This window comes from Niallia sp. M35 (assembly GCF_050971705.1).
Classification (GTDB): domain Bacteria; phylum Bacillota; class Bacilli; order Bacillales; family Cytobacillaceae; genus Niallia; species Niallia circulans_A.
In genome coordinates this window covers 1-20296 of sequence record NZ_JBPCEP010000019.1, presented here as the reverse complement: position 1 = coordinate 20296, position 20296 = coordinate 1, and the positions used below count along the sequence as shown (strand labels likewise).

At 33.7% G+C, this 20296-nt stretch carries 18 protein-coding genes; 15 read left to right on the top strand and 3 right to left on the bottom strand.

The features are described 5' to 3' along the window. The first annotated feature begins 44 nt into the window (after positions 1–44). The 6 genes from NiCM35_RS22560 (at position 45) to NiCM35_RS22535 (ending at position 5172) form a co-directional block, all read left to right on the top strand. Positions 45–689 carry an SGNH/GDSL hydrolase family protein gene (locus tag NiCM35_RS22560; protein ID WP_171509500.1) on the top strand — a complete coding sequence of 215 codons (645 nt, stop codon included), beginning with the start codon at positions 45–47 and terminating at the stop codon, positions 687–689. 177 nt (positions 690–866) lie between these two features. Next, positions 867–2147 (top strand): MDR family MFS transporter, encoded by a 1281-nt coding sequence (locus NiCM35_RS22555; protein WP_095333205.1) that lies wholly within the window; start codon positions 867–869, stop codon positions 2145–2147. A gap of 218 nt (positions 2148–2365) precedes the next feature. After that, the gene (locus NiCM35_RS22550; protein WP_095333104.1) at positions 2366–2917 is read left to right on the top strand and encodes a sigma-70 family RNA polymerase sigma factor; all 552 of its coding nucleotides are present in this window, start codon (positions 2366–2368) and stop codon (positions 2915–2917) included. Continuing rightward, positions 2902–3318 (top strand): PadR family transcriptional regulator, encoded by a 417-nt coding sequence (locus NiCM35_RS22545; protein ID WP_095333102.1) that lies wholly within the window; start codon positions 2902–2904, stop codon positions 3316–3318. Before NiCM35_RS22550 ends, NiCM35_RS22545 begins: the two co-directional genes overlap by 16 nt. Beyond that, positions 3311–4546 (top strand): FtsW/RodA/SpoVE family cell cycle protein, encoded by a 1236-nt coding sequence (locus tag NiCM35_RS22540; RefSeq protein ID WP_095333100.1) that lies wholly within the window; start codon positions 3311–3313, stop codon positions 4544–4546. The genes NiCM35_RS22545 and NiCM35_RS22540 overlap by 8 nt, the downstream gene beginning before the upstream one ends. Before the next feature lie 17 nt (positions 4547–4563). After that, positions 4564–5172, top strand: a complete 609-nt coding sequence (locus NiCM35_RS22535; protein WP_163188221.1) for a VanZ family protein — start codon at positions 4564–4566, stop codon at positions 5170–5172. Positions 5173–5194: 22 nt separating this feature from the next. Here NiCM35_RS22535 and NiCM35_RS22530 read toward each other — a convergent pair whose 3' ends face one another. Continuing rightward, a complete protein-coding gene (locus NiCM35_RS22530; protein ID WP_095333096.1) occupies positions 5195–6082 on the bottom strand; it encodes a LysR family transcriptional regulator in 888 nt (295 codons plus the stop codon). Between the two features lie 204 nt (positions 6083–6286). On the opposite strand from NiCM35_RS22530, the gene NiCM35_RS22525 reads away from it, so the two are divergent. Further along, positions 6287–7327, top strand: a complete 1041-nt coding sequence (locus NiCM35_RS22525; protein ID WP_095333203.1) for a 2,3-butanediol dehydrogenase — start codon at positions 6287–6289, stop codon at positions 7325–7327. Between the two features lie 91 nt (positions 7328–7418). Here the strand turns inward: NiCM35_RS22525 and NiCM35_RS22520 are convergent, their stop codons facing one another. Beyond that, positions 7419–8951, bottom strand: a complete 1533-nt coding sequence (locus NiCM35_RS22520; protein WP_095333094.1) for a DHA2 family efflux MFS transporter permease subunit — start codon at positions 8949–8951, stop codon at positions 7419–7421. A 275-nt stretch (positions 8952–9226) separates the two neighbouring features. Between NiCM35_RS22520 and NiCM35_RS22515 the strand changes: the two genes are divergently transcribed. Further along, entirely contained in the window at positions 9227–10135 is a 909-nt protein-coding gene (locus tag NiCM35_RS22515) for a TetR/AcrR family transcriptional regulator (protein WP_163188219.1), read from the top strand. 76 nt (positions 10136–10211) lie between these two features. Here NiCM35_RS22515 and NiCM35_RS22510 read toward each other — a convergent pair whose 3' ends face one another. Next, positions 10212–11558 carry an amino acid permease gene (locus NiCM35_RS22510; protein ID WP_095333090.1) on the bottom strand — a complete coding sequence of 449 codons (1347 nt, stop codon included), beginning with the start codon at positions 11556–11558 and terminating at the stop codon, positions 10212–10214. Between the two features lie 223 nt (positions 11559–11781). Here NiCM35_RS22510 and NiCM35_RS22505 point away from each other — a divergent pair, with 223 nt between their 5' ends. The 7 genes from NiCM35_RS22505 to NiCM35_RS22475 form a co-directional block, all read left to right on the top strand. Beyond that, on the top strand, positions 11782–13026 hold the full coding sequence (locus NiCM35_RS22505; RefSeq protein WP_433780789.1) for an ATP-binding protein: 1245 nt from the start codon (positions 11782–11784) through the stop codon (positions 13024–13026). Between the two features lie 577 nt (positions 13027–13603). Beyond that, positions 13604–14029 carry a DUF1641 domain-containing protein gene (locus NiCM35_RS22500; RefSeq protein ID WP_095333086.1) on the top strand — a complete coding sequence of 142 codons (426 nt, stop codon included), beginning with the start codon at positions 13604–13606 and terminating at the stop codon, positions 14027–14029. A gap of 117 nt (positions 14030–14146) precedes the next feature. After that, the gene (locus tag NiCM35_RS22495; RefSeq protein ID WP_095333084.1) at positions 14147–15331 is read left to right on the top strand and encodes an NAD(P)/FAD-dependent oxidoreductase; all 1185 of its coding nucleotides are present in this window, start codon (positions 14147–14149) and stop codon (positions 15329–15331) included. Positions 15332–15620: 289 nt separating this feature from the next. Then, positions 15621–16805 carry a Ger(x)C family spore germination protein gene (locus tag NiCM35_RS22490; RefSeq protein ID WP_095333082.1) on the top strand — a complete coding sequence of 395 codons (1185 nt, stop codon included), beginning with the start codon at positions 15621–15623 and terminating at the stop codon, positions 16803–16805. Positions 16806–17003: 198 nt separating this feature from the next. Next, positions 17004–17489: a nitroreductase family protein gene (locus tag NiCM35_RS22485; RefSeq protein ID WP_163188213.1), complete on the top strand. Its 486-nt coding sequence runs from the start codon at positions 17004–17006 to the stop codon at positions 17487–17489. Between the two features lie 267 nt (positions 17490–17756). Beyond that, a complete protein-coding gene (locus tag NiCM35_RS22480; RefSeq protein WP_095333076.1) occupies positions 17757–18770 on the top strand; it encodes an asparaginase in 1014 nt (337 codons plus the stop codon). 400 nt (positions 18771–19170) lie between these two features. Continuing rightward, on the top strand, positions 19171–20296 hold a 1126-nt coding region (locus tag NiCM35_RS22475; RefSeq protein ID WP_433780788.1), incomplete at its 3' end, for an SH3 domain-containing protein.

Here is a 20296-nt window from a genome sequence, read left to right as displayed (position 1 = left end):
ATGCTATTGTATAAATGAAAACGTTCTATGGAGGGATGATTGGGATGGAAGCAAATAAACGATTCTTGTTTATAGGAGATAGTATTACACAGGCGGGAAGAATGGAAGATAGGGAAGGCATTGGTTATGGCTATGTTCGTTATATTAAAGACTACTTTACTATTAATCAACCAGAAGTCTTGCCGAATATTGTTAATAAAGGGATAGATGGAAATAGAATCACTGACTTAGAACAACGCTGGGAAGCAGATGTTCTCACCTTACGTCCAGATCTAGTTTCTATATCAATTGGAATTAATGATGTATGGAGACAATTAGACCAACCTCAACTAGAACAGGTTACTCCAGCTAAATTTAGCGCTATTTACGAACGTTTATTAGAAAAAGTAAAAAAACATACAAATGCCAGTATTTTTTTGATGGAGCCAACCATTATTGAGGAAGCGATTGAAGCAAAAGGCAATATTCTTTTAAAAGATTATGTAACAGTCATTCATCATATAGCAGCCAAATATGATGCAGTGGTTGTGCCTACACATCAAGTATTCATGGAGTATTTACAAAAACAAAATAATCAAGTATTAACGACAGATGGAGTACATATGAATTCTGCTGGTAATATGCTAATGGCGCAAACATGGTTACAGGTATACAAAAAGTTTAAGGAAGATAAAAGTAGTTTTAGATAATCGATAAAAAGAGGAAAGGATTGAAAACATGTCTCTTATCCATAGACTAACTAATTTAAAATCTATTTAAAAGGATATAGAGACATCATCATAATAGAAAAGAAAGTCTTTCCTAAACCGAAATATCAAGGTATGATAGGGGAAATAAATAGAAAGAGAGTGACAACTATCATGACGATGCGACTTAGAGATTGGGATCGGAATTTAAAGATTCGTCTTGCTGGTGAATCAACTGTTAATGTAACGTTTTGGATGTTTTTCCCATTTTTAGCGATATACTTTACAGAATCCTTTGGGAAATCAATTGCAGGATTCTTATTAATACTTTCTCAAGCCTTTTCTGTTGTTGCCAATTTGCTTGGCGGCTATTATGCTGATAAATTCGGTAGAAAGAAAATGATGGTAATATCAAGTCTTGCCCAAGGAATTGCCTATTTAATCTTTGCTTTTGCTAGCTCTCCGTGGCTTGATTCCCCAGCTATTAGTTTTATCTGTTTCACTGTTATCAGCTTGTTTACTAGTATTTATTGGCCAGCAAGCCAAGCGATGGTTGCCGATGTAGTAAAAGAAAAAGACAGAAGTAGTGTTTTTGCTATTTTTTATACTTCTACCAATATTGCAGTAGTAATTGGTCCGATTCTTGGCGGTTTCTTTTATAAAGATTACCGTTTTTTCCTCCTTTTAGCAGCTGGACTATTAAATATTATATTGAGTATGGTATTAAAAATTTGGATTGCTGAAACGGCTCCGCCATATAAAGAACTAGATAATAAGAAAAAGAATTGGGCTATGGCGCTTGGGGCACAGTTAAAAGATTATCAGGTGATAGTAAGAGACCGAACTTTCTTACTGTTTATTTTAGCGGGAGTATTAATAGGGCAAACCTTTATGCAACTAGATTTATTATTACCAGTCTATGTAGATGAAATGGTTGCTACACAAAACTTATTTTCTCTTGGCAATTGGTCTCTAGAAATTCAAAGTACACAAGCTTTTGGATTAATACTTGCAGAAAATGGCTTGGTCGTAGCCTTATTTACCATAATTGTTACAAGATGGATGTCTAAATTTAAAGAGAAGAATGTTTTTATTATTTCCTCCTTTATTTATGCGATTGCAGTTATCATGTTTAGCCAAACTAATTTAATTTGGGGGTTAATGTTCGCCATGCTCTTATTTAGTTTTGCAGAGTTGATGACAGCAGGAATTCAACAAAGTTTTATTTCTGAGATTGCTCCCGAGGATCAACGTGGTAAATATTTTGCGGCAGCAAGTCTGCGGTTCACTTTTTCAAAAATGATTGCTCCATTATCCATTCCGATGAGTGCCTGGTTCGGATTTAAATGGACATTCTTCATTATTGCTATATTAGCGATAATAAGTGCGTTCATTTATCAAGTGATGTTCAAACAATTTGAAACAAAAAAAAGAAAGTTAAATATAGTGAAACCACTATGAGGAGTATAAAGGATGGAAATTTCCAGCTTGGACGTGGGCTTTATAATCTGATCATTTTCTAATATAACACTTTCCTAATGGCTATTTTTATAACTAATTAGGAAGGTGTTTTTTCTTTTAAAGGCTTTAATTCTAATAAGGGGATTGATTTACATGATTTTATCCAAACCTTTTTCTCCTGTATGTCGTCTAATTATTAGGTAAGGAGGTTTATTGTTTTGGAAGAATTGTCAGCATGCTGGAAAGAAATAGACAATAAAGAAGAAGTATTTGATGAAATTATGACTACATATGGACAAGAGCTATTACATTTAGTCTTTTCTTATGTCAAAAATGAAGCGATCGCAGAAGAATTAACACAAGATATTTTTGTGAAAGTATATTATTCCATCCATAAATATAAAGGGAAATCTAGTTTTCGAACATGGATTTGGAGAATTGCTATTAACCACTGTAAAGATTATTTGAAAAGCTGGTATACAAAAAATGTTATAAAAGTGGATGACGAATATATTTATGGAGAAGACAGTAAAGAAAATATTGAACAAACCATTGTTCAAAAAGAGGAAGAACAATGGCTTGTGCAGGCTGTGATGAGTTTACCTATTCTGTATCGAGAAATTATCTTCCTCTTTTATTTCGAAGAATTAACGATAAAGGAGATTGCCAGGATAATAGGGGTTAATGAAAATACGATCAAAACCCGATTAAGAAGAGCGAAGCAATTATTAAAAAAGATTGGAGATGAAGAAAAATGGAAAAACGACTAAAAAACCTTCAAGCTGGTTTGAAAAAGACTTATTTTAATCATCTTTCATTTACTGCTGAGCATCGCAAAGAAATTATGAAAAAAATTCAAATAAAGAATAAGGAAGAGGAGATTCTTTTAGCAGCTTTGCAATTACTTCATACTAGAAAAACTGGTTTTGAATTAACAGAGTTGTTACGTGCTCGCGGCTTTCAAAAGTTTGAGAATCAAGAAGGATTTATCTATACTTTTCTGCATCGATTGGAACAGAGAAATATAATTGCATCAGAGTGGGACAATAACAAGGTAAAATATTACCATATAGACCGTAAAGGAAAAAAGCTCGAAAAAAAGTTGGCAGCAGAAGGGGGACGCAGCAAAAATATTAGAGAACTGATAGATTGGGTGTACGTAAATGAATAATAAACATTTATTTTTAGATAAAGTGACGGAGCAAGTGAAATCGAAAGAAGCAAAGGAATCGATTAAATTAGAAATGGAGTATCATATCCAACTTGCAAAAAAGGGATGGATGAAAAAAGGGTGGACAGAAAACGAAGCAGAAGAAAAAGCAATTAATGAAATGGGAAGTCCTTCCCAATTGGGACGAGAGTTAAGTGAAATCTATCGTCCAACGATTGATTGGGCTATCGTTATTTTAACAGTGAGTCTGTTAATGATAGGAATATTGCCAGCATTATCTTCTTCTTTTCATTTTATCACGCTAAAGTTATTAATGACTTTCTTAGGGATTGCAATAGTCATTGGTTTTATGTATGTGGACTATCGTAAATTTGCTGATTTTGGATATTTATTTTATTCAATAGGATCGTTGTTATTGATATCTATTATTTTCTTTGGCAATCTTATGATTAATGGAATGAATTATATAAAAATTGGACCAATTATACTCCAAGGCATAATGGCCATCCCCTTTTTTTTATTAGCCTGGGCTTCCTTTTTTAGTAAGAAAGAATTTACATATGTTTCTTTCTTGTGCTTATTTTTCTTTTCATGTGTTTTATTTCTCTTCGGATTTGATAGTATTTCTACTGTTTTTATTTATATTTTTACAGTCGCAATCATGCTATCTTGGAGCCGCTTTTCTAAAAGGAAAGTCCTTATTACATATGGAATAGGAACAATCCTTCTTTTAGGGCTTCTTTTTCTTACAAGAGGAAGTTATCAATTAAATAGACTAATGGCATTTCTATTTCCTGAAAGATATGCCGAAGAAGCTGGTTATTTTTATTTATATCGCCAAAAAATGTGGGCTGATTTAAAATGGGTTGGTTCACCAGATATGGAAGTATTAACTTTTATTAATAATACAGACACAGTTTTTCTGCAAATCACCTATCAATTTGGATACATGATGGCTGTAATTCTTGTATTGTTATTCGGAGCACTTATTCTAAAGATGATCGCCAATGTCAAAAAAATAAAGCATCCATATGCGAAATTTCTATTAATAGGATCTATTACACTGTATAGTGTTCAAGTTGTTTATAATCTAGGAATGTGTGTAGGACTTCTACCGGTTATTTCATTATCCTTGCCATTCATAAGCTATGGTCTTGTTCCAACCGTTATTAATGCTTTATTAATTGGTCTTATCTTAAGTATTATTCGTAGAAAAAACTTTCAATAATGTGTGGGGGGCACGATATGATTAGAATGTATCTTGAGTCAATGATTATTTACATATTGATTGGATCACCAATTTATCTGTTAAGTCGATATTTATACGTTAAATATAAAACACAACAAATAGTATGGATGAAAGAAACCCTCCTCTTCCTGTTTGTGATGTTCTGCACAGGGGTAGCATCCCAGACCATTATTCCCCATTGGTATTTGATAGTGGAGGATGGTAAGCAGCAGCTTTCTATTCAATGGTCTGAGGGATTAAGAAGTATTAATCTTATCCCTTTTGCCACGATCATTTCCTATTTTGCCCTAGAAAATGATCAAGTAAGTAATTGGAATGAAGTGTCACGGATCAATCTATTAGGGAATATTGTTATTTTTGTCCCTTTTGGTATTTTTCTCCCATTATTATGGAAAGCATTCAGAAAGTTTTCCTCCTTATTTTGGATAGCTATTGGTATTCCTCTTTTAATAGAAATCCTTCAATTATTCATAGGGAGAAGTACGGATATTGATGATGTAATATTAAATGCCTTAGGGATTATGTTTGGGTTTAGTCTTTATAAAATCTTCCAGAATTTTTTTCATAAAGGGAAAGATTCTGGCGTGAGAAAGAATAGTAAATAATGCAGCAGGCAATAGGCTAACTTTATGTCAGCCTATTTAAGAACTCTTTAGCTACCTTAGAAATACCTTTGTCTATTGGATAAATATATCCAAAGTAATAGGTATTTATTATGGTATCAACGAAAGGCAGAGTTACATAGCTATCATTGTTTGCTAACCCAGTTATTGTTTTAAATGCATAATCATAGCCAATGTTAATGGCTGTATTTCTTTCTAAGGCATACCGAATAGTTTCCACATTGTTGGTTGTAAATAGAATTTCCATGTCATTTTCGACAATAGCTAAATTTTGCACGAATTCTAAAATAGAATGATCATTATACAAAATAATTGGCTGGTTTATTAACATTTTCTCTGTAATATATTCATTGTTTGCTAAAGGTGAGTTTTTATTTACTGCTACAACCATGCATCCATCATATAGTTTATGGAAACGCAAGCTACTGTTTTTCTTGATATCCTCCGCTGTATAAATAATGAAACCGATATCTACTTCTTCTTTTTTTACTTTTTCAATAATATGCTGTGAGTTATCTTCCTCAATAGATGCCTTTATGTAAGGGAATTCTTTTTTGTATAAAGTAATCTGATCAGCTAATAAATCCAGAGGTCCAGGGAAAGTTGCAATTTTTAACTCACCTTTGAGGATATGGACAAAGCTTTCAGCTTCATCTAAAAACTCTTGTAATTTCTCTAGTACGCCGTTAGCTTTTTGGATGAGTATTTTTCCTTCCTCAGTTGGATAGGTTCCCTTTCTAGAGCGATGGAAAATTTCAATGTTCAACTCTTTCTCTAGCTTTGTTACGGACTGACTAAGCGCAGGTAAAGAAATATTCAACTTAGTTGCAGCTGTCTTTAAAGAGCTGGAATGAGAGATTTCAACAATATATTTTAATTGTTCTATATTCATATGTAGCTCCTTTCTTAAAAACTAGAATATAGTTAAGTAATCGTTAACTATAGTTAATTATAATATAATTTTAAATTAATCATATAAGTACTATAATTAAATTGTTTCTGAAACTTAAGTTTTTTAAGGCCTTAAATAACAAGTTGCTCAAAATAAAAGATACGGCTATAAACCTATTAAGGTCAAAGGGGATGGATGGTAAAAATGAAAGCATTAAGATGGCATAACCAAAAAGATATTCGCTTAGAGAACATAGAAGAACCGCAAGTAGCGCCAGGAAAGGTAAAACTTAAAGTAAAGTGGTGTGGAATTTGCGGCAGTGATTTACATGAATATTTAGGAGGTCCTATCTTTATACCAGTGGATCAACCACATCCTTTAACAAATGAAGTGGCTCCTGTAACATTAGGACATGAATTTTCTGGAGAAATAGTAGAAATTGGAGAAGGCGTAACTGACTATCAAGTGGGAGATCGTGTGGTGGTCGAACCTATTTTTGCTACACATGGTCATCAAGGTGCTTATAACTTAGATGAGAATATGGGATTTCTTGGTTTAGCAGGTGGCGGAGGAGGTTTCTCTGAATATGTTTCTGTCGATACAGAATTACTGCATAAATTGCCAGATGAATTATCCTACGAACAAGGCGCATTAGTAGAACCTTCTGCTGTTGCTTTATACGCTGTAAGATCAAGTAAAATACAGGCAGGGGATACGGCAGCAGTTTTTGGCTGTGGACCAATTGGACTGTTAGTAATAGAAGCTTTAAAGGCAGCGGGAGCAACAGATATATATGCAGTTGAGCTTTCTCCTGAACGCCAGGCAAAAGCAGAAGAACTTGGTGCAATTGTTGTAAATCCAGCTGATTATGAAGATGTAGTTGCAGAACTTGTTCGCCGTACAAATGGTGGAGTAGATGTCTCTTTTGAAGTAACTGGTGTTCCAGTAGTTTTAAGACAAGCCATTCAATCTACTACAATTTCTGGAGAAACTGTTATAGTAAGTATTTGGGAAAAAGGGGCTGAAATTCTCCCTAATGATATTGTTATTAAAGAACGTACTATTAAGGGGATTATTGGTTATCGAGATGTATTTCCAAGTGTGTTAAATTTAATGAGAAAAGGCTATTTTTCAGCAGATAAATTGGTAACTAAAAAGATTAAATTAGATGAAGTGGTTGAAGAGGGTTTCCAATCGCTGATATCTGAAAAAAATCAAGTGAAGATATTAGTAAGTGCAGAATAAACAAAGTAATGATAGCAAACAAGGATGTCCATTAAAGGAACATCCTTGTTTTTTATACAAAAACAGTCAGCGGTTGACGCTGACTGTTTGTTTATTCTACTGCTTCTTTCATTTTCGCTGGACTAGTTTGCTGCTCTGCATCTTTTGGCGGAACAGCACGCTTTACAAATGCTGCGAGAACAAGTGCAACGATGACAATTCCAACAGAAATAAGGAAAGCATCATTAATTCCTTCAAGCATTGCTTGCATTCCCAGCTGCTCCTTCATAGTAGCAATTGCTTCGGGGGTTGGCTGAGTGGTTGTATTACTCATTTCTTGCATTGCTTTAGCAGCCAGTTCCTCACCATGCGTTTTTGTACGTTGTGACATGAATGTAATCATAACTGCAGAACCAATCGCCCCAGAAACTTGAGACAATGTATTATTTAAAGCAGTCCCATGTGGATTCATTCGAGACGGTAATTCATTTAAACCATTTGTCATAATCGGCATCATAACCATAGACATTCCAAACATACGCAAGGAATAGATAAGAACAAGTGTAGTTATCGTAGTGGTCATGGATAATTGACTAAACATATATGTTGTAATGGCAGTCAATGTTAAACCAACTAAGGCAAGCGTCCTTGCTCCATATTTATCAAAAAGTCTTCCTGTAATAGGAGACATAATCCCCATAATAATCGCACCAGGCAATAATAAGAGACCAGAGTGGAATGGTGAAATGCCTCTTACGGTCTGAATATACATTGGCATTAACAACATGGCAGAGAATAGTGCAATGTTTACCACAACAGTAATTACTGCTGATAAGGAGAATAACGGATACTTAAAGATTCGGAACTCTAGCATTGGAGTAGTCATTTTTAATTGACGCAGAACAAAGAAAATAAGGGCTATCACACCAATAATTAAAGTTCCATAAACATGAATATTACTCCAGCCTTTTGTGCCGGCTGAACTGAATCCGTATAGTAATCCGCCGAAACCTAAGCTAGACAATATGACAGATAAAAGATCGATATGAATATCTACTTTTTCCTTTTTGTCTTTAATTTTAAAAATTGCTGATATTAACACAATGATAGCAATTGGTGAAACAACATAGAACAACATTCTCCATTCATAATGCTCTACAATATACCCTGATAATGTTGGGCCGATTGCTGGAGCAAAAGTCATGATAAGACCAAAAACACCCATAGCACTTCCACGTTTTTCAACTGGAAAGCTGGTAAGTAAGAAGTTCATTAAAACAGGCATCATAATGGATGAACCAGAAGCCTGTATCATTCTTGAAAGCAATAGTACTGGGAAAGAATGAGCCATGCCAGCCATTAATGTACCAATTGTAAAAAGGGACATTGCTATTATAAACAATCTTCTCGTTGAATATTTTTGAATTAAAAAGGCAGATGTTGGAATCATAATTCCATTTACAAGCATATATCCAGTTACCAGCCATTGGCCAACAGAAGGATCAATTTTGAAATCCGCACTAATAGATGGTAAAGCGATATTTAAAAGCGTTGAATTTAAAAATGCGACAAAGGCACCTGCCATTAAAATAACGATAATGCCATATGGCGGTTTTTTTTCATTCGATGTTGCATTTGTGTTCATTAAAACAATTCCTCCCTATGAACTTTACGTTCTTTTTATCCATTGGATCTAAGCTTAAATAATAATATACCTGTAGTATAAATAATGCAATAAAAATGTTTAGAATCCCTAAGTAAAAAATAATTTCTTATTAATTCCACTTTTTTTCTTTAGTAGAAACCTTGCTATCACAATAATCCAACGATTCTTTTTTATTGGGATGATTGTAAATCTGTTCTAAATGACCTACTATATAAATTGAACCGGTAGTCTAATTTTATATTCAAGGTGGTTAAATGAATAAACGTAAAAAGCAAGTAATGGATAAAGCACATGAATTATTTATTGAAAAGGGATTTCAGCAGACATCGATCCAAGACATATTAACTGCAAGTAAAATTTCAAAAGGTACATTTTATAATTACTTTTCCAGTAAAAATGAATTGTTAATTTCAATTTTTAAAAATATTTATACGGAATTGGAATGGCAAAGAAAACAATTACTAATGGGGCAAGACGAAACAGATAGCACCCTGTTTATCAAACAAATTGAAATGTTGATTCGAACAAATAACCAATATAAAATCATTTCTTTATTTGAAGAAATTCTTTTTACAAAGGATGAAGAATTAAAAAATTATATTAAAAATAGAAGAATACATGAGCTCAGCTGGATTTATAATCGGTTAGTTGATGTATGTGGTGCACAAAATAAAACGTATTTATTAGATTGTTCTATTATGTTAATGGGAATGATTCATTCTAGTATTTTTGTGCATTCATTAATCTATCAAGATCACGCAAATATACATCAAATTGTGCAATACTGTGTAAATCGGGTGCTTGATATGGTTAACCATCTATCTAAATCTAATGAAGTCCTTATAAAACCAGATACGCTTTATAATTGGATTGCCCTTCAATCCATGAGTGATGAGGATGTGGGAAAGAAGGAAATTCTTTGTATGATTTATGCGTTTAAAGCAGATTTAAAAAAAGATAAAGAATTGCTTTCTAGTCAAGAGAAAATAGAACAATTGTTAACATTTATCGAAGAAGAGATAGAGATCAAATACCCGAGGTATTTTTTAATGGAAAGTGCATTAATGTCTCTGATGCAAGAGGTAAAAGAGACACCATATGCTAAAAAGGTCCAAAAACTTAGAGATAGTATAAAAAAGGTATATTCCAAACGGAATCAATGACAGGGTAGAAGGAAAAGTCACAGCTTAAACGTTGACTTTTCCTTGGTTTATTCTGTTTTATAAATTGAAATTTTGTTTATTTTGCACAACCCGCCTTGTTTTTCCCCAATTTATGTCGCATGAAAAAAGTTGCTGATGCGATAATTAGGACAAATGCTAAGCTTACAAAAAAACCGATACGGACTTCTTTTTCAATAATGGTACCTGCGATAGCTGTGATAATAAGTAAAATCCCAAAGGAAGACTTTAGTTTATCCCATAGTTTTCCTTTAAGTATTTTAAAGGAAGAAAGAAGGATAAAAGTCCAGTTATATAGTAAAAGAATTCCAGCAGCTGTTGTAATATATTCGAATATTTTCCCGGGTAATAAAAGGGCAGCAACAACAGATGCAAAGAGCCCTATTCCTCCAAGAATAAAAGAAGGGAGAGGCAGCTCGTTAAACTTTTTAAGTTTTTTTTGGAAAATTCTCGGAGCGTCTCCATCCTTTGCTAAAGTTACTAATAAACTGGTTACACCGAATAAAGAAGCTGTCATGGTAGAGAATCCTGCAATAATGATAGCACCATTAAAAACATGTGGGAAAAAGGTTAAGTGATACTCCGATAACGCTGTTACGAAGGGACTTTCTTTTTCGGAAAATTGATCGAGCGGTGCTAATATTGTTGCTAATCCTAATGAAAGAACATAGATTATGACGAGAATGATGAGCATATTTGTACCTGCTTTTGGTGCATCCTTCTTATCTTTCAATTGCATTGCCATTAACCCAATAACCTCAATTCCTCCATATGCATAAAATGCAAATAGTAAAGAAATCCAAAAGCCTTTGTAGCCTTTAGGAAAAAGGTCGTCTATAGATTTAGGGACAGAAACAGCACCATTGCCTCCATGAATCCAACCGAAAACAGCAGCAGCAGCTAAACCAATAAACATTATAATGGCTGCTGTCTTAATAATAGCCAAATAATTTTCTACACGATCGAATCCTTTTGTTCCTAGAAAAACAACAAACAAAGAAAGAACAGCGTAAATACAAGCGAATACCCATAATGGGACTTTAGGAAACCAAAATTGAGATAACAGGGAGAGAGCGGTTAGTTGGCTTCCCATGATTAGAATGTTAGAAAACCAATAATTCCAGCCACAACTAAAGCCTGCCCATGGGCCAAATGCTTTATTTGCATAATAACAAAACGACCCTTCCTGTGGATCCTCCGCCGTCATTTTTGCCAATTGATTAAAAACAATATACGTACCAATCGCTGCTAAAATGAAGGTGAAAACAATGGATGGGCCTGTTTCCATTATTCCAAGGCTGGAACCAAGAAAATACCCTGTTCCAATCGTACAGCCCACACCAATTAATGATAACTGCCACCATTTAAGATTTTCTGATTTTGAATCTGCTTTTTTATTTGTCATTGTGTTCTCCTCTTTAAGTAATAATGAAGGAATTACAAAATAGATAGTGTAGCCTTTATTAGTATGTCAGCTTTTTCGGCAATTATTTGTATAACTAATAAACATTAAAAAATAGATTAAACTATAGCAACTTTGTAATAAAAAAGAATAATATTTACTGATGAAATAATAGTGGAATGATGGTAACTTAGATACAGGGAGATATTATTTTAGAGGAGAAAAAATGATTAGATTTGACAATTATTTATTTGTTTTATTATTGAATGTCGTACCAATTTTTATTTATTTCTATTATTTTCATAAAATGAAAATTAAGAATACTCGTCTGTTTACAGCTTTTTATTGTTCAACGATATTAATTTTAGCCATGGCATTGTCATTAGAAATTGCTCCAGGACATATTTATGATTTAAGGACGATTCCATGGTTGGTCGCCTTTTTTTATGGGGGCTTACCGGCTGGGTTATTAACTACTATGGTTATGGCGATTTACCGATATATGATTGGATGTAATGAAGGGCTAATGATTACTATTATCATTGTTCTATTAACAGTGCCAGTCTTGTGCTATACGATAAAAATGTACAAGCAGGCTAAAACATATGGAAAAAAAATAATGATTGCTTGTTCCACATCATTTATCCCAATAAGTATTGATGTAATTACTACTTCATTTTTTACAAATAAACTAACTATTATGTTTGTGATTTACTTGTATTTATCACATCTTGTTACCCTTAGTATCGCAATTTATTTAATAGAATCACTTTCTTATCAAGAACGAAAGCAAGAGCAAATGCAACAAACTGAACGTATACGACTGATTGGCGAAATGGCTGCATCTGTAGCTCATGAAATACGTAATCCGTTAACAGTAGTAAAAGGGTATACACATTTATTAAAAGAAGATTCTAATATTACTGGGAAACAACAAGAAATGCTTTTACTTATATCTTCAGAATTGGTGAGAGCTGAAAAAATAATAAATGATTATTTATCACTTGCTCGACCAAATCAAGGGAAAAAAGAACAGATCGAGCTAGCGAAGATTATCAAAAAAGTAGAAGAACTGATGTATCCATATGCTCTTTTAAATAATGTGAAAATTTATAATCAAGTTCAAACAACTTGTATAATTGAAGCTGGGCATGATGAAATCTTGCAATTATTTATTAATATGATAAAGAATGCGATTGAAGCAATCGAAGACAAAGGGGAAGTGATTATTTCTGCAAAACTGTCAGAAAATCATTTAAGGATAAATATTAAGGATAATGGCAAAGGAATGTCGGAAGACGAACTTCAGAGACTCGGAACGCCTTTTTACTCAACAAAAACACAAGGAACGGGAGTTGGAATGATGGTATGTTTTAATATTATTCATCATTTGAATGGCAAAATTAAAATCAACAGTAAAATAAATAAGGGAACGACTTGCTCTGTAATTTTTCCACTTAACCATAAATAAGGAAAAAGGAAGGGGCAGAGATTAAGAACTGCCCCTTCCTTTTTTGTGAAAATAGTGGTAAACGATTACAGGTATTTGTAAGTAGTTTATAGAAGTTTAAAGGAGTAATGGGTACAGTTTGTCGACAGGAAGAGTTTTAATATCCTATTTAAACTTTCGATTATCAAGAGGGGGGTCTACAGATTAAATGAATAGTAACTTGTTTTTTTAGCATAATAGTTTATAGAGTAAAAAATAAGACAATTTTGATTAATAATTTATTTTGTTGGTTTTATGACTTTATTCTCTCTTTTCGTGATAAACATCACTTTTCTTGAAAAAAACTCTGTTTTTTTGTCAAACTTACATTTATTTTTGTTCAAAAAGTGGTATTATATTAGAGGAGTTTAATAATGGAGAGGTTGTACATCTTCTTTTAGTTTGTAGAAAAAGAGACTCAAAAAGTTTTGTACATACCTTCATTTATTCTAACTAGAGTTAGTTAAAAATTATCTTTTTGCAAAGTTTTGTGCATAGAATCACAAAACATTTGTTAATAACATTTAAGCTAAGTGCTTATAGTAAAGGAGAATCAGTTATGTCAGAAACTACTGCGCAAACCAATGCTGAAAAACAACTGACTGCAACAAATCAAGACCTATTGGATCAGTTGCTAAAGCCTGAGGTACAAGAATCATTGACAACATTAATGGAGCAACTACCAAAGTTAACTGAAATGGTTAATGGTTTATCTAAAACTTATGATGTTGTTCAATCATTATCCCAAGATGAAGTATTTAAAAGTGATATCGTTGGGGCAACAACGGAAATGTTCGAACCAGTTATTCATTCTGTTAAAGGAATGGCATCCGCTGCTATCGAAGCAAAAGATCGTGCAGATGCAAGCAATGAAACAATTGGTGTATTCGGTTTAATGAAAATGTTAAAAGACCCACAAGCACAAAAGATGTTCCGTTTTTTACAGAGCTATCTTCAAATCATGTCAGAACGCAATAATAAATAATCTTTCAAGTAGTCTTCCTTTAGTCAGTAATGGCGTTAATAAAAGAATTTATTTATGTGAAAACTGACAGGGGAGCCTGCCAATACTTTTAAATGTAATAAGGACGGGGGATTTACTATGTCAAAACATATTGTTATTTTAGGTGCTGGATACGGTGGCCTGTTAGCAGCTTTAAATGTTCGTAAATTTTACAGTAAAGCGGAAGCTACAGTAACCGTTATTAATAAATATCCAACACATCAAATCATTACTGAATTGCATCGCTTAGCAGCAGGTAATGTTTCTGAAAAAGCTGTTGCTATGCCACTAGAAAAATTATTTAAAGGCAAAGACATCGACTTAAAAATTGCTGCTGTTGATTCTTTCAATGTAGATACAAAAGAAGTTGCTTTAGGCGATGGAACTAAATTATCTTATGATGCATTAGTAGTAGCGCTAGGAAGTGTAACAGCATACTTCGGTATCCCTGGTCTTGAAGAGAACAGTATGGTTCTTAAATCAGCAGATGATGCAAACAAAATCTACAATCATGTAGAAGAGCGTATTCGTGAATATGCTAAATCAAGAAAACAAGAAGATGCAACAATATTAATTGGTGGTGGCGGACTAACAGGTGTAGAACTTGTTGGTGAACTTGCTGATATCTTACCAGGATTAACAAGAAAATATGGCGTTGATTTCCGCGATATTAAATTACTATTAGTAGAAGCTGGTCCGAAAATTCTTCCTGTTTTACCAGAAGACTTAATCGAACGTGCTACTAAGAGTTTGGAAAACCGTGGTGTTACTTTCTTAACAGGCTTACCAGTAACAAATGTGTCTGGCAATGTAATTGATTTAAAAGATGGTCAACAAATTGTTGCTAATACATTTGTATGGACTGGCGGCGTACAAGGAAATCCACTTGTTGGAGTTTCTGGATTAGAAGTAAATCGTGGTCGTGCAACTGTAAATGATTTCCTACAATCTACTTCACACCCTGATGTATTTGTAGCTGGTGATAGTGCTGTTTACTTCCCTGCTGATGGGGATGGTCGTCCAGCACCACCAACTGCTCAAATTGCTTGGCAAATGGGAGAATTAATTGGATATAATCTATATGCTTACCTTGAAAATAAAGCATTAGATACATTTAACCCAATTAATTCTGGTACACTTGCAAGTCTTGGTAGAAAAGATGGTGTAGCAATCGTTGGAGGCAGCTCGACTCCATTAAAAGGATTACCTGCTTCCTTAATGAAAGAAGCAAGTAATATTCGTTACTTATCACATATTAAAGGGCTATTCAGCTTAGCTTACTAATAATAAAGAAGAAAAAGATGAGAGACAGTGTATTAGCCCTGTCCTCATCTTTTTTTATTTGTATCCACTTGAGAATGGACTATTCCTCTTATTGTCACAACTATCTCTGTTATTTATGTCATTTTCTTAATAGAATTGTAAGGATATAAAGGATAATTTTCGTTCTTTTTCACAAACTATTATTATCTTTGAAAAAGGTGTAATTGTCTGTTTTTCTTGATTCTCTATCATACTAATTAGTGATAGAGGAAGGAAGATATTGACGATACAAAGGGAGTAGTCTAAAAATATGAAGCGCTGTTTATTATGTATATCTATTGTATCCATCTTGTTTTTAGCTGGTTGTTGGGATCATTCGGAATTAAATCAAAATTCGATTGTAACGGGGATAGCAATAGATAAGGGGAAAGAACATAAATACAAACTTTCGATAGAGAGTACTTCTGCTGCTGAATTAAATCCAAGAACTGCTCAAGGTTTAGCCCCTGCGATTGTCTACTCGATAGAAGGAGATACGGTAGGGGAGATTACCCATAAGTTTAATACAGCAATATCAACCCATTTAGTTTTTTCACATACGAGATTGCTTATTATCGGGGAGGATATTGCCAGAGAGGGTATTCTAAGTTTTATGGATTATTTTGATAGGGACAGAGAGATAAGAGATGACTTTAATATAGTTGTAGCAAGGGATACAGAGGCAGTAGATTTTTTGCGAATAACGAATGATTATCAAAAAGTTTCCTCATTAAAAATATTTCCCCAACTAGACAATATGTTAAAGGAATGGGGAGGAACTCCAGGCATTAAATTAAATGATTTTATCCGTACCTATTCATCACCTGGACAAGTTCCTGTTTTGTCCGCTATGAAAATTGACGGGGAAAAAGAAAAAGGGTGGAACCTTGATAACATTAAAACAACAGTACCAGGGGCGATAGCAAAAATTGATTCATTGGCAATTTTTAAAAATGGAAAGCTGCAAGGATATTTGGATTTAAATGATACAAGGATGTTAGTGTGGATTCAAAGTAAGTTGGAACAGACCTCCTTGAGCATCCCCTATGAGAAGAACAAATTTTTCGGCTTGCGTGTTATGCATTCTAAGACAAAGATTAAAGCTAGACAAGTGAATGGCCGACCTCAATTTGATATATTTATTAAAGCTGAATCCATTCTAGATGGCTCTGAGAAAGGGATAAAAGCTGCAAAAGCAAATGCGTTTGAAGATTTTGAAGACAAAACAAACCGTTATCTTGAAAAAGAATTTAGTAAGTTGATTGAAAAAATGCAAAAAGAATATGTCGCAGATATATTTGGATTGGGAGAAATATTTAGAGATCAAGATTACAAGCATTTTAAACAATATGAAGATAATTGGGATACAGGTTTTAAAGATGCGAAGATTAATGTGCATGTAAATGTAGAAATAAAAAGGAGTGGATTCCGAAACAATAGCAATAATATAAAATAAGCAAATGGCTTATTGATAGAAAAAGTTGTTCAGGGAGTCGACTTAAGAAACGTTTTAGTCACAATTAGGATATTTGTCAACGTTCTGAAGGTGATTTTTTTGTATTTTTAGAAAGAGGAATTATTTAAAAAAGTAGAAAATAGGATTATTATAATAAAGAGAAATAAGCAATACTTCACAAAAAGGGGAGAGTTAAAAGTGAATATATCTGAATTAATTACAGGGAGAAGAACAGTAAAAAAATTCAAAACGAAAGATGTAGAGAATTCTATTATTTTGGAATGGCTTCAACAGGCAAAATTTGCACCGAATCATAAAATGACAGAACCATGGAGAATTCTTTTTGTTGGAGAGAAAACCCGAGCAGAACTAAAACATAAAACAAATTTTGGCGGAGCTTCTAAGGTTATTGCTGTTTTATCGCATAAAGGAAGAAACCAAATCGAAAGGGATGAAAATTTAGCAGCAGTTTCCTGTTTTATCCAAAATTTTATGCTGCAAGCATGGGATGCGGGAGTAGGTACGTTTTGGAGTTCTGTCGGATCTTCGGCTTTAGGAAGAAAATCGTTAGGAGTAAGCGAGGACTATGAAGTGGTCGGAGTACTCGCTATTGGCTACCCGGAAGAAATTATGGAACCAAAAGCACGCACGTCTATCGAGGAGAAAATTACCTATTTAGATTAAAACGTGATCTATTAATTTTCGATAAGCGAATAAAAGGCCAAACAATCATACGAATCTGTTTGGCCTTATTTTTGGTCGGACATCTCTGTTCCAGCCATTTTTTTATGTTGCTTTCAGCTAGGAAAATAGAAATAGAGAGAAATAATTTTTTCTGATAAAATGGATAGAATCCTCTTATTGCGGAAATTTCTTTAAGTATATATAATAACGTGGTATATATCGAAAAAGGATATATTTTAAGGCGTATGGCATTTAGGAGGACTGTAAATGAAAAAATTGCTTTTACTTGCGACCGGCGGGACAATTGCCTCAATAGAAGGAAATGAAGGACTTGTTCCTGGTTTGTCTGCAGAAGATCTCCTTCAATATTTTAAGAATGATATTTTAGAAGTTGATGTAACTTGTGAAATCATTATGAATAGAGATAGTACTAATATGCAGCCGGAACATTGGGTTATGATGGCTGAGACCATTGCTGAGCGGTATCATGAATTTGATGGTTTTATTATTACACATGGTACAGATACATTAGCGTATACATCAGCAGCACTTTCTTATATGCTTCAAGGTCTCGAAAAACCTGTTGTAATCACTGGATCACAAGTCCCGATTAGTTTTAAACAAACAGACGCTAAGAAAAATGTTATAGATAGCATTCGCTTTGCGAAAGAAGAGATAGGCGGAGTTTTTGTCGTTTTTGATGGACGTGTTATTATCGGTACAAGAGCAATGAAAATGCGAACAAAGAGCTATGATGCATTTGCTAGTATCAATCATCCATATGTAGCGACGATCGAAAAAGATCAAATTCACTTTTTATGGAAGCCTGACAAGACGACAACTGATTTGCTGTTGAATACAAGCATATGTCCTGATGTTTTTTTATTAAAATTGCACCCAGGTACAAAGCCGGAGATATTTAATTTTATTAAACAGCATTATAAAGGGGTCATTATTGAAAGCTTTGGTAATGGGGGCTTACCTTTTGAGGAAAGAAATCTATTACCAAAGATTGAAGAAATGGTAGAGGAAGGAATTGCTGTTGTTATCACAACTCAATGCTTGGAAGAAGGACAAGACCTCCTACTATATGAAGTAGGAAGAAAAGTGGCGCAATACAATATTATATTATCCGCAGATATGAATACAGAAGCAATTGTGGCAAAATTAATGTGGGTATTAGGAAATGAAGCATCATTAAATGAAATAAAAAATCGCATGGAGAGCCAAATAGCTTATGATTTATCAGTTGATTGGGAAGGGGAAAGATCCAACTACTGAGTGATGAAGCTTCCAATCTATCTTTTTAGTGATAGATTGGAAGCTTTTTTCATTCAGTTTTTGGAGAAATACGGTCTCAATTTCAAGTAGTCCATGATGCCTATTTTTATTTTTTGTGGTCTTATCTAAATCTTCATGACTATTTATTTCTAGTTAATAATGTTACTATTAGATTAGGTGTGCTAGGTGTATTTGGTATTGAAATGAAACTTTAGACCTAATAAATAAGGGTGTAATAAAAAAACGTGACTATAGGATTATATACTAGTAGAATAATAGATAATATCATAGGTACTAAAGAATATATAATAGGGGTAATAGAGTTTAGTAGTAACAAGATGATAGATTCAAGAATAACCAAATAATGAACTAAGCAAATAGATCTAGGAGGTATGTAGTGGTGAAAAAAGTAGTTGTACCTGGAATATTTCTAGCAGCATTATCTTCCCCACTTTTTATGGATGAGGCTCACGCAGCTTCCGTTACGAAGTATGTAGAAGTGAATAAAGGATCGGTATTGAATGTAAGAGTCGGTCCATCAATCAGTACAAGTGTGGTAACCACTTTAAAGGCAGGAGAAAAAGTTAGTGTCCTTTCGGAAACGAATGGCTGGTCAAAAGTGGATGTGGATGGAAAGATTGGATATGTATCATCAAGTTATTTGACAACAAAGCAAGAGAGTTTCGTAAAATATGTTTCTATTGATCCGTCTTCTACTTTAAATGTAAGAGAGTCAGCTTCGACAAAAGCAAATGTAGTAACAAAGCTTAAAAACAATACAAAAGTCGAAGTTATTTCAGAGTCCAATGGCTGGGCAAAAATTAAAGTAAATGGAATAAATGGATATGTATCATCTCAATACATAAAAGCTGTACAATCAGAGGAAAAGAAAACAACGAATAGTTCAAACAAACAACAAAAAGTGACTAAATACGTTAATGTTGATACTGGTTCCAGTTTAAATTTAAGAAACAGTCCGTCCAATTCAGCTTCCATTATTGTAAAATTGGCTAAAGATGTACCTGTAACGGTTTATTCAGAATCCAATGGCTGGTCGAAAGTAGAAGCGTATGGAAAACAAGGATATGTAGCAACACAATATCTAGCAGAGAAAAAGGGAAATTCAAGTACAGAGAAGAAAGATGAAACTAAAACAAGCGCTAGTAAAGAGGCAACGGCAAAAACAACGGCGAAATATGTCAATGTTGAAAAAAAATCTTCCCTTAATGTTAGAAAGGAAGCGAGTACGAATAGTTCCATCTTAACAAAACTTTCTAGAGGAACAGAGGTAAAAGTTCTGTCGAGTGCAAATGGATGGGATAAAGTAACTGTATCTGGAAAAACAGGCTATGTAAGTAGTAGTTATCTATCGGAGAAAAAAATTACAGAAGCAACAACTAATAATAATAAAGCAACTGAAAAGAACAGCGGTAATACACCAACATTAGTAAGTAAGAAAGTCAATGTTCAGGCGGGTTCTAATTTAAATGTAAGATCTACTGCATCAACAAGCGGATCAATCAAAG

Bases quoted from the DNA above. Each gene is read 5' to 3' on its own strand.
- NiCM35_RS22540 (WP_095333100.1), top strand. From the start codon at position 3,311: ATGAATAATAAACATTTATTTTTAGATAAAGTGACGGAGCAAGTGAAA.
- NiCM35_RS22510 (WP_095333090.1), bottom strand. From the start codon at position 11,558: ATGACAAATAAAAAAGCAGATTCAAAATCAGAAAATCTTAAATGGTGG.
- NiCM35_RS22480 (WP_095333076.1), top strand. From the start codon at position 17,757: ATGAAAAAATTGCTTTTACTTGCGACCGGCGGGACAATTGCCTCAATA.
- NiCM35_RS22520 (WP_095333094.1), bottom strand. From the start codon at position 8,951: ATGAACACAAATGCAACATCGAATGAAAAAAAACCGCCATATGGCATT.
- NiCM35_RS22495 (WP_095333084.1), top strand. From the start codon at position 14,147: ATGTCAAAACATATTGTTATTTTAGGTGCTGGATACGGTGGCCTGTTA.
- NiCM35_RS22505 (WP_433780789.1), top strand. From the start codon at position 11,782: ATGATTAGATTTGACAATTATTTATTTGTTTTATTATTGAATGTCGTA.
- NiCM35_RS22525 (WP_095333203.1), top strand. From the start codon at position 6,287: ATGAAAGCATTAAGATGGCATAACCAAAAAGATATTCGCTTAGAGAAC.
- NiCM35_RS22490 (WP_095333082.1), top strand. From the start codon at position 15,621: ATGAAGCGCTGTTTATTATGTATATCTATTGTATCCATCTTGTTTTTA.
- NiCM35_RS22515 (WP_163188219.1), top strand. From the start codon at position 9,227: ATGAATAAACGTAAAAAGCAAGTAATGGATAAAGCACATGAATTATTT.
- NiCM35_RS22535 (WP_163188221.1), top strand. From the start codon at position 4,564: ATGATTAGAATGTATCTTGAGTCAATGATTATTTACATATTGATTGGA.
- NiCM35_RS22500 (WP_095333086.1), top strand. From the start codon at position 13,604: ATGTCAGAAACTACTGCGCAAACCAATGCTGAAAAACAACTGACTGCA.
- NiCM35_RS22560 (WP_171509500.1), top strand. From the start codon at position 45: ATGGAAGCAAATAAACGATTCTTGTTTATAGGAGATAGTATTACACAG.
- NiCM35_RS22545 (WP_095333102.1), top strand. From the start codon at position 2,902: ATGGAAAAACGACTAAAAAACCTTCAAGCTGGTTTGAAAAAGACTTAT.
- NiCM35_RS22530 (WP_095333096.1), bottom strand. From the start codon at position 6,082: ATGAATATAGAACAATTAAAATATATTGTTGAAATCTCTCATTCCAGC.
- NiCM35_RS22555 (WP_095333205.1), top strand. From the start codon at position 867: ATGCGACTTAGAGATTGGGATCGGAATTTAAAGATTCGTCTTGCTGGT.